Source organism: Loigolactobacillus iwatensis, from assembly GCF_003950295.1.
Taxonomy (GTDB): Bacteria; Bacillota; Bacilli; order Lactobacillales; family Lactobacillaceae; genus Loigolactobacillus; species Loigolactobacillus iwatensis.
Map to the genome: position 1 here is coordinate 1 of NZ_RHNP01000003.1, position 15,689 is coordinate 15,689.

General features: G+C 46.1%; 7 protein-coding genes. 6 read left to right on the forward strand and 1 reads right to left on the reverse strand.

Annotation, left to right across the window (positions count from 1 at the left end; all coding sequences use genetic code 11):
• The first annotated feature begins 374 nt into the window (after positions 1-374).
• From EKM98_RS01285 to EKM98_RS01295, 3 genes are all read left to right on the forward strand, one after another.
• The gene (locus EKM98_RS01285; RefSeq protein ID WP_404802932.1) at positions 375-1,184 is read left to right on the forward strand and encodes an ABC transporter permease subunit; all 810 of its coding nucleotides are present in this window, start codon (positions 375-377) and stop codon (positions 1,182-1,184) included.
• A gap of 10 nt (positions 1,185-1,194) precedes the next feature.
• Entirely contained in the window at positions 1,195-1,935 is a 741-nt protein-coding gene (locus EKM98_RS01290; RefSeq protein ID WP_125980128.1) for an ABC transporter ATP-binding protein, read from the forward strand.
• A 228-nt stretch (positions 1,936-2,163) separates the two neighbouring features.
• Positions 2,164-9,066: a mucin-binding protein gene (locus EKM98_RS01295; RefSeq protein ID WP_125980130.1), complete on the forward strand. Its 6,903-nt coding sequence runs from the start codon at positions 2,164-2,166 to the stop codon at positions 9,064-9,066.
• A gap of 541 nt (positions 9,067-9,607) precedes the next feature.
• On the opposite strand, the gene EKM98_RS01300 is transcribed toward EKM98_RS01295, so the two are convergent.
• The gene (locus tag EKM98_RS01300) at positions 9,608-10,798 is read right to left on the reverse strand and encodes an NAD(P)/FAD-dependent oxidoreductase (RefSeq protein WP_125979966.1); all 1,191 of its coding nucleotides are present in this window, start codon (positions 10,796-10,798) and stop codon (positions 9,608-9,610) included.
• A 229-nt stretch (positions 10,799-11,027) separates the two neighbouring features.
• On the opposite strand from EKM98_RS01300, the gene EKM98_RS01305 reads away from it, so the two are divergent.
• The 3 genes from EKM98_RS01305 to menH all read left to right on the forward strand — a co-directional run bounded on the left by EKM98_RS01305 (position 11,028) and on the right by menH (position 15,687).
• Positions 11,028-12,347 carry an isochorismate synthase gene (locus tag EKM98_RS01305; protein WP_164512645.1) on the forward strand — a complete coding sequence of 440 codons (1,320 nt, stop codon included), beginning with the start codon at positions 11,028-11,030 and terminating at the stop codon, positions 12,345-12,347.
• A gap of 800 nt (positions 12,348-13,147) precedes the next feature.
• Positions 13,148-14,881: a 2-succinyl-5-enolpyruvyl-6-hydroxy-3-cyclohexene-1-carboxylic-acid synthase gene (gene menD, locus EKM98_RS01310; RefSeq protein WP_125979970.1), complete on the forward strand. Its 1,734-nt coding sequence runs from the start codon at positions 13,148-13,150 to the stop codon at positions 14,879-14,881.
• Entirely contained in the window at positions 14,878-15,687 is an 810-nt protein-coding gene (gene menH, locus EKM98_RS01315) for a 2-succinyl-6-hydroxy-2,4-cyclohexadiene-1-carboxylate synthase (protein ID WP_125979972.1), read from the forward strand. The genes menD and menH overlap by 4 nt, the downstream gene beginning before the upstream one ends.
• Positions 15,688-15,689: the final 2 nt, after the last annotated feature.

A 15,689-nucleotide genomic window follows, 5' to 3' on the forward strand; every position in this document is an offset into this window, starting at 1 on the left:
ATCGCAGCCTAGCTTGCCGAATGATTCGCGCAGCGGATCGTTTGGTGAGCGTAGCTAAGCACAGGGGGCTGCCTTTTAACGCACGTTCCAGAATAGAAGGAGTGGCACAAAAAGGCGTTTAGGCTCCGAGCATTACTGACGATGTCGATCGGACTAGGATGAACCAAAGTCCGAATCGCAGCCTAGCTTGCCGAATGATTCGCGCAGCGGATCGTTTGGTGAGCGTAGCTAAGCACAGGGGGCTGCCTTTTTAGCGCACGTTCCAGAAAAGAAGGAGTGTTTGGAAAGGCGCCCAGGTTCCGAGCATTAACCAAAAGATACGACTAAAAGTATTTCCAGATCTAGCGCCAAATAACCCCCAAAAAAGCAAGGAGATGATGAGTATGCAAACATTAACGGCGACGGAACACGCACCAGTTAAAAAAGTACACTTCACCGGTCGGAAATTATTACCGTGGTTGGTGCCAGGCCTACTAATTATCGGTTGGCAGGTTGCCAGCATGTTAAACGTTTTACCGGCATCAATTTTGCCTTCACCGGTGGATGTTTTGAAGCAAGGTGTGAAACTTTGGCAAACAGGTGATTTGCAGACTAACTTAAGTATTAGCCTGTACCGTGCCAGTATTGGATTTTTGATTGGTGGGAGCCTTGGCTTTGGTTTAGCGTTACTCACGGCTTTGTCGAAAACCGCCCGGGCACTTTTGGATTCTTCAATTCAAATGTTGCGGAATATCCCTCATTTATCGTTAATTCCGTTAATTATTATCTGGTTTGGAATTGGGGAGACAGCCAAAATTTCGTTGGTCGCAATTGGCGTGCTATTTCCAATCTACATTAATACTTACCAAGGGTTAACCACCGGCGATAAATCGCTGCTAGAGATGGGTCGTTCTTACGGCTTGTCGAAAACGAAGCTGTTTACCCGAATTATTTTCCCCGGGGCACTACCGAGCATCTTAAACGGGGTACGGTATGCGCTGGGCGTGATGTGGACGACGTTGATTGTTGCCGAAACAATCGCTTCAAGTTCTGGCATTGGCTATATGTCAACGAACGCACAGGATTTTCTCGATATGAAAACAATCTTGCTCTGTATAGCGATTTACGCACTACTTGGCAAATTATCCGATTTGATGGCCAAATGGTTGGAAGGCATCTTACTCGATTGGCAACAGAAGGGATAGTGAGTTAATGTTGCAAAAAAATTTAATTGAAGTACGTCACATTCAAAAAGTTTACAGTGAGCGCCTTGTTTTGAATAACATTGACTTCACCATTGCGGCCGGTGATTTTGTCGCCTTAGTCGGGATGAGTGGCGGTGGTAAAAGTACCTTGCTACGCTTGTTGGCAGGACTAGAAGCGCCAACTAGTGGTGAAATTTTGCAAAATGATGTTGCGGTAACTGGTCTGAATACGAAGTGCCGCGTGATGTTTCAGGAGGACCGTTTGCTGCCGTGGTTCAATGTTTTAGAGAACGTTACGCTAGGTGATAAGCAACCTGAACAAATTGCCAAGGCCACTGAATTATTGGATTTAGTCGAGCTGGCCGATTTTTTGGCGGCTTATCCACAAAGTCTTTCTGGTGGTCAAAAACAACGAGTGGCCTTGGCTCGTGCATTAATGGCTGATCCAGAATTGCTTCTTTTAGACGAACCACTGGGAGCTTTAGATGCGCTGACCCGCCAGAAAATGCAAAAATTAATTCTAAAAATTTGGCAGAAACGGCAAGTGACAATTGTTTTAGTTACCCACGATGTCACCGAAGCAGTCAGAATGGCCACCAAGGTATTGGTCATTAAGGACCAAAAAATTGCTTGGCAAACGGCGATTGATCTGGCTTATCCAAGGGAAAATCTGGTTGAAGTTGATCAGGCTGCCCAGCAGATAACCCAAGTGATTTTGAACGAACATGAACATCAGGAAAAAGAAGCTTAGGTAAAAAATTAAAACTGAAACTCACACAAAAATAACTCAGATCATATCTGAGTTATTTTTATGTCTACTAAATCAGGAAAGTCAGATTTTGTAAGAAAGCGCTCAAAAGTTGGGATTAATTTATATAATTATTGGTATATAATTTAATTGTGTATACGTTATTTTATTTTAATGAGATAAATGAACAATAAATGACATAATTACAAAACAAAAGGGGAGTGCGTTTAAATGGTGAGTCGTTATAGGATGTATAAAGCTGGTAAATTTTGGGTCTTTGCTGGAATTACAACGGCTGGCCTATTAAGCGGCATGATTCTTGGCGGAACTAAGGCCGATGCGGCGACGGTCCAAGCTAGTTCGACTGCTGCACAAGAAGTAACGGCTGGCTCGGCGGCCACATCTGGTAATACCTTGATCTTAGCTAACTCAACAGCAACTAATTCAGTGAGCAATACTTCAGCGGAAACTAGCAGTGCTGTTACGTCTACTAGTAGTGCGGCCGCCAGTCCAAGCACGGCTGGTACTGGTAGTTCTGCGGCGGCCACAAGTAGCGAAAGTTCTGCGGCGAAATCCGACAGTAATACAATCGCCAGTATAAATTCGGCGAGTGATAGTAGCTCTGCAACGGCAAGCAATAGTGGTACCGCGACCAAATCGGCTGCCAGTACTGCATCTGGAGCGGTGGCGACAAGCACGGCCACAAGTGATTCAAGTACGGCAGCTAGTCAAGCAGGTACTGGCGTAGTAGATTCAAATCCGACTAAGCAGGAAACTTCGGCCGGTAGTGCAACTCCAGATAGCACGGCTTCTAATAGCACAACTTACGATGGTGCAACAACTGGTAGTACCACAACTGACGCTACTTCATTAGCAGGTTCAACTAACTCAGCAACAAATTCTGCACCAAAAGCAGTTACTGGGCAAACTAGTGCGATAAACGCTAAGTCAACAGCAGTTTCAGCAGCCATGGCGGCCAGAATTTTAGCGCCACAGCTGTTAGCGGCGGCAGTTAAACAAGCAACCGACGTTGATTTGAAGTTATTAAGCAATAAATCAACAACGACGGATTTTCCAGCTACTTATACTGCGCCAAACTATAATTCATACGTTTTTTTAGGGGTTTCTGGCACCTTTGATATTGATAGCACCGATTTAGCTAAAGGTGATACAGTTCTAATTCAAACGTTGACCCATGACCTAGATAATACGTTGTCTGGTTTTAAGGCGGATGGACCAAAGCCAGCAGTGACCTTAAAAGATGGTACGGAAATTGGTTATTTGACTTATGATGCAACGGCCGGTGGAATCGTGCTTAAAGTTGATAATGATGTGACTAGTATTGGTACGCAAGCCTTCACAATTTCAGCGCCTTGGCTCGCTTATTATCAGCAAACAAGCGCATCTTACGCAACTGGTTCAACTGATACGTTACATTTCGGAGATACAAATTATACCGTAATCTATAACAAAATTAACTTAACGGATGCGCAAAAATTAACGGGTAATTATTTAAGCGTAGCAACATCAGCGACTGGTGCAAGCTTACTGGCTAATAATTTTCAAATTTCGATTGCGACAGATACTGATTTTACCACTTTGCAAAACAGTGAGGGACAGACTGGAACTGTTGCTAGTGGGCCAGTCGAGTTTGCTCAAAAAATTAATAACTCAAGTGCCTACACAATGGGTTCCCGGGTAGGCTATTCCTTATCTTATGGAACGGTTGGTCAAGATGGCAAACTACAAGGTACGCCTGCTAATACCGTTTTAGCGAGTATGGTCAAAGGTGGGTATGTTTACATAACAAATACCAACTATGGTGCAGGATTAACGCTGGATCAAATGCGTGCGAGGGCCGAGGCAACACCTGATGTCAGCACTGCCGGTTACTCTTTGCAAGCAGATGGCAGCTACTTGACGTTTACATATATTGCCGCGGCGGACCTTAAGCTTGATCAGGCGGCCTTTAGTGCATTAATGACGGCCAGCTCTCCATTGGCGGAGACTGATTCAGGATTGCAAGATGCGCTTGACTATCATTATGGTGTCTTAGACGGCCGAGCGTTAGGGGTAACTATTTCTAATTCGATCAACTTTGCCGATTCTACCATTGCTAATGACGCGACAGAAGAAACGATAAACCCAGTAACCGGGGCACCCCTTCTTAATGCTACTGGAACTTCAACGCCTAACACAGTCAGTGTAACTGGTAAATCTAGCGTCATTGTCCATTACGTTGATGAACAAGGCAATGATTTGACTGTACCAGTCACGACTACTGGTGCGCCTGGAATTGCAAACACGGCTGAAGTTCAACCTTTTGCTGGTTATGAAGTGACGCAAGTTGCGACGATTCCTGGGGCGAACGTTGTCAGCGGTTCGATTAATGGTGGGACTACTAATTATGAAGATGTTTTTCCGGCCGATGGCACTGAAATGAATATTTACTACGTTTATAAGGCTCTTCCCCAAGCGGCAACAATCACTTATATTGATGACACGACTAAAGAGACATTGGATGACGTTGATACGGTTGATGGTGTGACTGGGGCTGCTATCGATTATTCAACGGCTGATCGGATTACTGACTATGAAACAGCTGGCTATGTGCTGGTCAGCGATGGTTTTTTGACAGGGGCAACGTTTGATACTGATACAGCAACGGATCAGGCTTTTGTAGTGCATTTGAAACACGATACTACGAGCAAAGATGAAACTGCCCAAGTGACGCAAACTGTTCATTATCAATACGCTGATGGCACGCCGGCTTTTGATGACGTGACTGATGCGGTTAATTTTAGCTGTGTTGCAACCACTGATAAAGTGACTGGCGAAGTTAGTTACTCAGATTGGATAGCTGCCAATGGTGACACTAGTTTTGCGGCCAAATCATCACCAGAGTTGGTTGGGTACACGCCTAGTCAAAGCGAGATTGCAACGGTCACTGGGATAACTGCGACTGATAAAGATTATGAGTCAACAGTAATTTATACAGCCGACCTGCAAAAGGCCAGTGTTACTTACATTGATGACACAACTGGAGACATCCTAGCAACTGTTCCTTTACAGGGTGACAGTGGTAGTACCAGCGATTATCAAACAACGGCTGCTAAAGATACTTATGTAGCGCAAAATTATAAAGTTGTCAGCGATGATTTTCCAGCAGCTGGATTAACTTTTGATACAGATAAAGATACGGATCAGGCTTATGTAGTGCATTTAGCTCATACCTTCACTACCGCGGACGAAAATCAGACTGTCAATCGAGTAATCCATTATGTTTATGCAGATCAAACAACGGCCAAACCGGATGCGACCACTAGCGTAACTTTCACGCGAACGGTGACAACGGATGAGGTAACTGGTTTACCGACCGCTACTACTGACTGGGTTGTTACTACTGGCAGCGCTGCTTTTGCTGCAGTGGCTTCACCAACGATTGCCGGTTATACGCCTGATAAGGCAACGGTGGCGGGACAAACCGTGACCGTTGATAGTGATGATATTGAAGATACCGTGACCTATAAGGTTGACCTACAAAAGGCCAGTGTTACCTACATTGATGACACAACTGGAGACATCCTAGCAACTGTTCCTTTACAGGGTGACAGTGGCAGTACCAGCGATTATCAAACGGCAGCGACCAAGGCTACTTATGTAGCGCAAAATTATCAAGTTGTCAGTGATGATTTTCCAGTAACTGGATTAACTTTCGATACAGATAAAGATACGGATCAAACTTTTGAAGTGCATTTAGCCCATACCTTCACTACGGCGGACGAAAAGCAAACTGCCAGTCGCGTGATCCACTATGTCTATGCAAATGGCAATACGGCAGCTCCTGATGCTACTGCTAATGCCGATTTCACGCGGGTAGTGACAACGGATAAGGTAACTGGTCGCCAGACATATACTGACTGGGGGACTGCTGCATTTACTGCAGTGGTTTCGCCGGCGATCACTGGCTATACGCCTGACAAGGCAACAGTCGCTGGACAAACTGTGACTGCAGATAGTGGCAAAAATGAAATCACGGTTACTTACAACGGTGCTGCACAGCGCGCCACGGTCAAATATGTTGATGACACAACGGGACAACAGTTAGGTGCTGTTGATACGATTGATGGTGTTACCGGTGCGGCTATCGATTATTCAACGGCTACCCGGATTGGCGACTATGAAGCTGCCGGCTATGTGCTGGTTGGCGATGGCTTTTCAGCTGGGGCAACGTTTGATACTGATACGGCAACCGATCAGGCTTTTGAAGTGCATTTGAAACATGGGACGGCCACTACTTCAGAAACTGATCCGGTCAAACGTGTAATCCATTATGTTTACGAAAATGGTGATAAAGCGGCCAATGATGTTACTGATAACGTCACTTTCACGCGCAATGTAACGACTGATAAGGTAACTAATGTGAAAACACCGACTGCATGGATCGTATCTACTGGTAATGCGAATTTTACTACAAAAATTTCACCAATAATTGCTGGCTATACACCTAATGAGACGGAAATAGCCGGACAAACCGTTACGGCTGGCACAGCTGATATTGAAGATACCGTGACCTATAAAATTGATGCGCAAAAAGCGAGTGTCACTTACGTTGACGACACGACTGGACAAACATTGGCAACTAAAACTTTGACTGGTGACAGTGGTAGTACCAGCAATTACCAAACGGCCGCAACCAAGGCCGCTTATGTGGCGCAAAATTATCAAGTTGTCAGTGATGATTTTCCGGTCGCTGGATTAACTTTCGATACAGATAAAGATACGGATCAAACTTTTGAAGTGCATTTAGCCCATACCTTCACTACAGCGGACGAAAAGCAAACTGCCAGTCGCGTGATCCACTATGTCTATGCAAACGGCAATACGGCGGCGCCTGATGCTACTGCTAATGCCGATTTCACGCGAACGGTGACAACGGATAAGGTAACTGGTCGCCAGACATATACTGACTGGGGGACTGCTGCTTTTACTGCAGTGGTTTCACCGGTAATCACTGGCTATACGCCTGATCAGGCAACGGTTGCGGGACAAACTGTGACTGCGGATAGTGGCAAAAATGAGATCACGGTTACTTACAACGGTGATCTGCAGCACGCCACCGTCAGCTACATTGATGACACGACTGGAAAAACACTGAAGCAAGATTTCCTTACTGGCCAGTCTGATCAGTCCGCTGATTATTCGACGGCAGCGACGAAGACGGCTTATATTACCGCCGGCTATGCAGTTGTAAGTGATAATTATCCGGGCACCGCGTTTGTTTTTGATGAAGTTACGGGGACGACCCAAAATTATGCAGTTCATTTGACTCACGCCACGACGAGCAAAGATGAGTCCGCCCAGGTGACGCAGACTGTTCATTATCAATATGCTAATGGTAAACAGGCCTTTGCCGACGTGAATGATGCGGTTAATTTTAGTTGCACTGCAACCACTGATAAAGTGACTGGCGAAGTTAGTTATTCAGTCTGGACGGCCACCAATGGTGACACTAGTTTTACGGCTAAATTATCACCGAAGTTGGCTGGCTACACCTCTAATCCAGGCGAGATTGCGGCGGTCACTGGTTTAACGGCGACTGACGCAAATCGTGAAACAACGGTTATTTACACGGCCGACCAACAAAAGGCGACGATCACTTACGTTGATGACACGACTGGAAAGACGTTAAAAGTTGATGGAATCGAGGGCGCTACTGGGACTGCGATGAACTATCAAACTGCTACACAGATCAATCAGTACACGGCCATGGGTTATAAGTTTGTTAGTGATAATTTCCCAGCCGCAGGTATGTTTGATGCTGATACGGCAGCTGATCAGGCCTATACGGTTCATTTGGCACACACGTTTAGCGAGGTTAGTGAAAATAAAACAGTTAACCGTACGATTCATTATCAATTTGCTGACGGTACGGCCGCGGCGGCTGATGTAACTGATGGTGTGACTTTCACCCGAAATGGTACGAAAGATGCAGTAACGGGTGGCACAACATTTTCAAACTGGACGACTAAAAATAATGCCTTTGCTACCAAAATTTCACCAACGATTACTGGTTATACACCAGATCTGTCAGAAGTCGCCGGGCAAACGGTTACCGCTGCTAGTGCCGATGTTGAAGTCACTGTTAAGTACACGGCCGATCAACAAAAGGCGGTGGTCAGTTACATTGATGACACCACGGGTAAGGTTTTGACGGTTGAAACGCTGACCGGCAATAGTGGCAGCACCAGCGATTATCAAACGACAGCGACTAAGGCAGCTTACGTTGCGCAAGGTTATGCAGTTAGCAGCGATAATTTTCCGGCTACTGGATTGATATTCGATCAAGACAAAAATGTTGACCAACACTATGAAGTTCATCTGGTTCACGGTACGACAGCAACGGACGAAAATAAGACGGTCAAGCAAACCATCCATTATGTTTATACCGATGGGAAAACGGCCGCTCCTGATAGCATTGATACGGTGGCATTTACGCGGACTGCAACGACGGATAAAGTAACCGGCGTCACGGTAGATACTGCGTGGACGGCCAATAATGGTGATGATCGGTTTGACGCTAAAGTTTCGCCAACAATCACTGGTTATGTTCCCGATCAGGCAGAGGTGGCCGCAGTAACTGGGCTCAATGCCGGCGATACTGACCAAACGGTGGTTGTCACGTACACGGCAACGCAGCCAGGCACCCCGGGAACGCCGACGGAACCAACAGAACCAGGTACGCCAACAACGCCAACGGAACCGGGGACACCAGCAACACCGACGGAACCGACAGAGCCAGGCACGCCAACAACACCGACGCAACCGGCAGAACCAAGTACATCGGAAACACCGACGCAACCAACAGAATCTGAAACAGCGGTAACACCGGAGACGCCAGTAACTTCTGCTAAGACGACTGAAACAGTAGCATCCGTGACGCCAGCGGCCGCAACAACATCTAATGTTAAAGCGCAAAACACGCAAAAGGTTAAACTAACGGCGGATAAAACGGTAGGTGCCGCACGGTTACCACAAACTGGTGCTGCAAACGAATCGTTCTTGACTTCGATTGGAATATTGATGTTAACGGCACTTAGTTCATTGATGTTTTGGCGAAAGCGCAAAGAATAGCTGTTATATAAGTCTAATAAAAAATTTAACCTGGTAATTTAGATTGGTGAATGTACTTCACTATTTGCCACTGTTAGAAAATGTAGAGCTGGAGTCAAAGAAAAGCATGGTGCCATTAAAATCGAAACTCAATTTTAATGGCACCATGCTTTATTTTTGCCTGCTTACTTATGGCAGGGCTCTTTGATGCTTGGAGATTTACTATATATATGGATTAGGTAGTTTTTTGATGGGGCTTTTAACTGATTTGGTGGAAACGTGCCAAAAAAGGCAGCCTCCTGTGCTTAGCTACGATCGCCAAATCATCTGTTTCACAGATAATTCGTCAATCTAGGCTGCGATTCGGACTTCGGTTCATCCTAGTCCGATCGACATCGTCAGTAATGCTCGGAGCCTGAACGCCTTTTTGGGCACTCTGGTTTAAACGTGTTTGAAAAAGCAGCTTCCTGCGGTTAGCTACAATCGTCAAATAATCCACTGCGTGAATTATTCGCCAATTTAGGCTAATCCTCAGAAGCTAAGCGCTTTTTCAAACACTCTTCTAAATTCGCAAGAAGTTGAATCGTCCGTGTTTCATTACTGTTGAAACGGTACCTTCTTCGAGTAATGAACGGTCATAAATAATGACCTTCATCACTGAAGCTGGGTAGCCGCGTAATTCAATGTTACCAAAGACTGCTGCGGCTCCGTCACGTTTGCCGAGACCAAGGACACTGCCAAGATCTTTGAAGGAGAAGTCTTGGCGCTGGTTGCCAGTTAGGTCGGCGGCGATATTCTTGGCCGCCGCAGTACCCATTTCCATAGCTAATTGGCCAGTGTTGGCAAAAGGCCATGATTTGCCGGGTTGCATAACGGTTGCGACATCACCGACCATGAAGATATTCTTATCTTCCTTGATACTAACGTCATTTTGAACAACCATTCGGTTACGGCGGTTTTCAAAGCCAGAATCACTAATAACTTGGCTGCCACTCAAACCAGTAGTTAATACAATTGTATTAGCCATGAAGACTTTATCACCACTAATTACGCGGTCAGCTTTGACTTCATCGATTGCCATACCAAGATGTAAGTTGGCGCCCTTTTTCTTCAAAGTTGCTTTAATGTAACCAGTTAACTTATCGCTGTACATGGGCAAGATTTTATCTTTAGCTTCGATACAATCAATTTTCATTTGATTAAGCGGTAGATTGTATTTTTTTGCAAGAACAGGTAAATGTTCAGCTAATTCGCCAAGAAATTCAAATGCTGACCACCAAGCACCGCAAACAACAACGTGAAGATCATTAGGGTCTTTACTAGTGTTGTAATTGGCCATTGTTTTTTCAATATGTTCTTTAAGTGCCACGGCAGTATCAACACTGACGATTGGCATCCCAAATTCTTTAGCACCTTTAATGCCGTAATCCTCGGATTTAATACCGAGAGCCACGATTAAGTAGTCAAAATGTAAATCAGCATGATCCTCTAACTCAACAGTGTGAGCTTCACGATTAATCTTGGTCACTGTTGCTTTAATAAATTTGACACTTTGGGGAAGAGAAGCTGGTAAAGGCAGCATGATTTGCTCCACCTTTGCTGTGCCAGCAGCAACACCTGCGAGGGATGTTGTTTCGTAATGATAATCGTTTTGATTGACAACAGTAATTGTTGCGTCTAAATTTTGTTTAGCAAGAACCTTAGCAGCACGAATACCCGCAATACCTGCTCCTAAAATTAAAATTTCAGTCATATAGGCCACCTCCAAAAATAATTTTGAATAATAAGTGAAAACGCTTTACCCCTTTAGGCTACCACAAACATTAAAGGGTTAAAAGAAAGCGAATTACTGAACTAGTGTTTCAACTTAAATATTAGCGGATTTATTTAATTTTTCATTGGAAATCCTAGATATTACGCGTTTTAGATTAATATGCTGTAAACTATAAAAAGATGAAAATAAATGAGGGGAAGCATAGATAGTGAGTTTACAAACAAGGGTGATTGCTTTAAATGAACCTCCCAAAGTGGCCCAGTTAATTGCCCTAGGCCAGCAAAGCGATCCTTATTTTTCCTACGAAACGCCTGAGCAAAACTTTTGCCTGTTTGGTTTTTCCAGTTGCCAAACTTGGTGGCCAACTGCATTTGGTAATGAGGTTGGCCGACTTCAGGATTGGACAACAAAAATAAAACAACAATTTCAAACGGACATCACTGGTTACGACCGTGGCCTAGGTCCACAGTTGTTAGGTGGGTTACCTTTTGTGGCAACAACCAAGCAACAATTGCGCTGGGGTATTTTTAGGCACGGCTATTTTTTCTTGCCTCGTTTTCTAGTAACCATGCAGGATGAAAAGTGGTGGTTAACCGTGACCGCGCCGCTGACTGAGGATTTGACCAAATTGGCTGAAGATTTTTTGCACCGGTTGCGGACAGTTAAGCCCTTAGTAACGGCCGATAATCAGGTGCTTAGCGAAACGGCGTTATACGCGGAGCAATGGCAGCAAGGTGTGCGGGAAACGGTTGCTCTTATTCAGCGATCTGACTTGGACAAGGTCGTTTTAGCCCGACCGTTAGTGATTAAAATGGCGCAATCCATTCAGGTGGCTAGCTTGTGGCAACAATTACGCCAAACGCAACCGGCAACTTACCACATTTGTCTCCAAGCTCATGGGCAAGCGTTTGTGAGCGCCACGCCAGAACGTTTGCTGAAATTCGAGCCAAACGAGTTTGCGACTGCGGCCGTAGCGGGAACTGTCCGTCGGGGAAAAACAGCAGCCGAAGACGAGCAGTTAGGCCAGAAGTTGTTGGACGACTCTAAGAATCGTGGTGAGCAAGCCTTTGTGGTGGCAACAATTCGCCAAAACCTCGAACAACTAGGCCTCCAGGTTAGTCATCCAGCACAGCCGCAATTATTACGCAATCCTAACGTCCAACATTTATTTACGCCAATTACTGCACGTGGTTTAGACAAAGTAACACCGCTGACAGTACTAGCGGCGCTGCACCCAACGCCGGCTCTAGGTGGTGTGCCGCGAAAGGCCGCCTTAGCGCAAATTGCCCAGGTTGAGCCAGAAGCCCGGGGACTATTTGGCGCGCCAATTGGCTACTTTGGGTTAAACGATTTAGGCGAGTTTGCGGTGGGCATTCGTTCAGCGTTACTCCAAGGCCAGCAGGCAACACTGTTTGCCGGCGCAGGAATCGTGGCGGCCTCGCAAGCCGAAAATGAATTTAAAGAAACAGCCCTGAAATTTGAGCCGATTAGAGAGTGTTTGAAAAAGCGGTTAGATTATGGAGTATAGCCTACTGCTCCGCGATAGAGGAGGAATATTGGCAAAGAACGCTAATATTCTTTGATGCTACGGACGTTGACCATTCTTGTGGCGAAAGGCCAGGGAGCACAGTTATAAAGTTCATAACTGTGTTTCCTCGACTCGGTCCGTCTCGGTCACCGCAAGAAACATGGCAGCCGGGCGAAAAGAGCCGCGCAGCGGATCGTTCGACCGGCGTAGCTATACGCAATAATCTGCTTTTTCAAACACGTTTCCAAGAACTAGAGTGTCTCAAAAAGCGGTTAGATTCTGAGGATTAGCCTAAGTAGGCGGCTTTGGCCGTGCAACGGCCGAAGTGACTGCTGTAGCTACTATTCCGCAATTGGGGATTATTACTAGCTTCGCTTACGATGTCGATCGGACTAAGATGGACCAAAGTCCGAGTCGCAGCCAAGTACGCTAATAATCTTGATGCTTCATACGTTGTCCATTCAACTAAGGCGAAAAGCGCCAAGTTGAAACATGGCAACCGCAGGAATCTGCTTTTTCAAACACGTTTCCACGAAATGAGTCAAGAAAGGCCAAGTAAAGGCCAAGTAAAGGCACTTTACAACCGCGATCTAAACAGACGAATTATCTGTGCAACGGCCAGCGTGACTGCTGTGGACATACGCAGGAATCTGCTTTTTCAAACACGTTTCCAAGAAATCAGTCAGGCAAGTACCAAATAGCTGTATTTCCCAAACACAGCCAAGATAAATTTAATTAAATCGCAGAATCCAACCCAAAGATAATGGTACTTTCTGCATTTTACATATAGGAGAAAAATAATGGCAAACGAAATTTTAACAACTTACGTCACTAAATTATTACAGGCATTGGTTAGCCAGGGGGTCACGGCCGCCGTGATTGCGCCTGGCTCCCGGTCAACGCCGGTAGCTTTGTTATTAGCAAAGTGGGCGCCAAAATGGCAGTTGAAACTTTATGTGGACGTTGATGAGCGCTCGGCCGGCTTTTTTGCGTTAGGAATTGCCAAGTCTAGCCACAAGCCAGTTTTGTTGGTGTGCACATCAGGAACGGCGGCGGCCAATTTTTACCCGGCTATTTGCGAGGCTAATTTGGCGGCCGTCCCCTTAATTGTACTGACGACTGATCGGCCGCCTGAATTAACCAACGTGGGTGCGCCCCAAGCACTTGATCAGGATCATTTTTACGGGCAGCAGGTGCGCGATTTTGTTCAATTACCACTGCCAACTGCCCAAGAGGATGCGTTGCGCTACTTAACTTTTGTGGCCCAGCGAGCTGTACTGACAGCAATGCAGGCGCCGGCCGGGCCAGTGCAACTTAATTTGCCGTTGCGCAAGCCGTTACTACCAGATATGGCTCCGGAAAATTTAAACGCAATACCAGTTTTACAGCCAAAGGAAAGCCAGCGCACCTTAGCATCGGCAGCCTTAGCAACACTGAAGCAAAAATGGGCCCAACAACGCGGGCTTATTTTGGCGGGACCAATGGAAAATACCGATGCCCGGCAAGCCTTGGTTGATTTTGCCGCTAGCGTTCACTGGCCGATTTTGGCCGATCCATTGAGTGGGTTGCGGGGATTTGAGACTGAAGCAACGATTGTTGAAAGCTATGATTTGTTGTTAAAAGCACAGTCAAAACTGGCAACTTCGTTACAACCTGATTTAATTTTACGCTGCGGCGGCACCTTTGTTGCGGCCAGTTTGGCGGATTGGTTGAAGCAGGTTACTGTGCCAATCTATTATTTAGACGAAACGCAACGGCTAGCGGATTACACCAAAACGGCGACGGTTCAATTGGCAGTGACACCAAGACCATTTTTTGAACAACTCACGGGAAACGTTACTGCTGGACCTAAAACATTTGCAACGGCTTGGCAGGGAGTTAATCAACAAATTAAGCAAACTTTACAGGCAACTTGGCGGCGTAACCAAGACCAATTAGACGAACCGCAAGTTGCCGCAATTTTGGCTACTGCGTTACCAGCAACCGCCCAGTTATTTAGCAGTAATTCAATGCCAATTCGTGATTTGGATAGTTTTTATTGGCCAACGAAGGCAAGTGGGCAACTTTATTGCAACCGCGGAGCCAATGGCATTGACGGTGTTACCTCAACTGCCTTAGGTGTGGCCAGTCAAACGTCGATGCCACATTTTTTGTTAACCGGGGATTTGGCTTTTTTTCATGATATGAACGGGCTGATGTTAACCCGGCGCTACCCACTGCAACTGACCGTCATTGTGATTAATAATAATGGTGGCGGAATTTTTTCGTTTTTACCGCAAGCTAATGCAGCCGATTACTTCGAAACTTTGTTTGGAACGCCCCAGGACTTAGAACTTGAACAAGTAGCTAAACTTTACCATGGCACTTACCAATTAGTGACCCAGGCCGAGCAATTAACGACCTTACTGCAACGGCCGCAAGTTGGGTTGCAGATTATTGAAGTCCAAACTGAGCGTGAGGCTAATGTGGCGCAGCATCAGGCATTGGTAGGCCTAGCCAAAGGAGCACTCGCAGAAATGGGTGGCAAGCAATGACAATGTTGAATGGACTTGATTATTTTGTGGCGCAAGAGGGTAATGGTGCGCCGGTTTGGCTGCTTTTACATGGTTTTATGGGCAGCCACGCCGACTTTGCAAAAATTGTACCAAAATTGGCGGGCACAGTTCTCATGCCCGATCTGTTAGGCCACGGGGCAACTACTAGCCACGCCGCGGCTGAGCGGTACCAAATTGAACAGCAAGTTGCTGACCTGGCAAGTTTGTTGACAAAACGGCAAGTTAAACAGGTGAATTTATTAGGCTACTCCATGGGCGGTCGTTTAGCACTGGCCTTTGCACTCAGCCACCCAGAATTGGTCCACTGCTTAATTCTTGAAAGCAGTTCGCCGGGCCTGGCCACGGAAACTGAACGACAAAAGCGGCGTCAGCACGATCAAATTTTAGTGGAAAGGCTCCAAAAAAATGGCCTCGCGCAATTCGTGCGGGCGTGGACGGCCTTGCCATTATTTGCCAGCCAACGCAAACTACCAACGGCGACGCAACAATTTATTCGGCAGCAACGCCTTCAACAAAATCCGGCAGGGTTAGCTTTAAGCCTGCAGCAAATGGGAACTGGCAGCCAACCGAATTATTGGCCTGCGTTGGCGAATCTTGAGTTACCCGTTCATTTAATTGTTGGGGCGGCCGACGCAAAATTTCAGGCAACGGCAGAAAAGATGTTGGCCAAGTTGCCTAACGCCAGTCGAACGGTCATTGCCAATGCTGGGCACAACGTCCATTTGGAACAACCAGCTGCTTATTTGGCCGCCGTTAACCAATTTGTGCAGAGGGAGGACAGTTAACT

Coding starts and splice junctions, on each gene's coding strand:
- menH (WP_125979972.1), top strand. CDS start 14,878: ATGACAATGTTGAATGGACTTGATTATTTTGTGGCGCAAGAGGGTAAT.
- EKM98_RS01285 (WP_404802932.1), top strand. CDS start 375: ATGATGAGTATGCAAACATTAACGGCGACGGAACACGCACCAGTTAAA.
- EKM98_RS01300 (WP_125979966.1), bottom strand. CDS start 10,798: ATGACTGAAATTTTAATTTTAGGAGCAGGTATTGCGGGTATTCGTGCT.
- EKM98_RS01295 (WP_125980130.1), top strand. CDS start 2,164: ATGGTGAGTCGTTATAGGATGTATAAAGCTGGTAAATTTTGGGTCTTT.
- menD (WP_125979970.1), top strand. CDS start 13,148: ATGGCAAACGAAATTTTAACAACTTACGTCACTAAATTATTACAGGCA.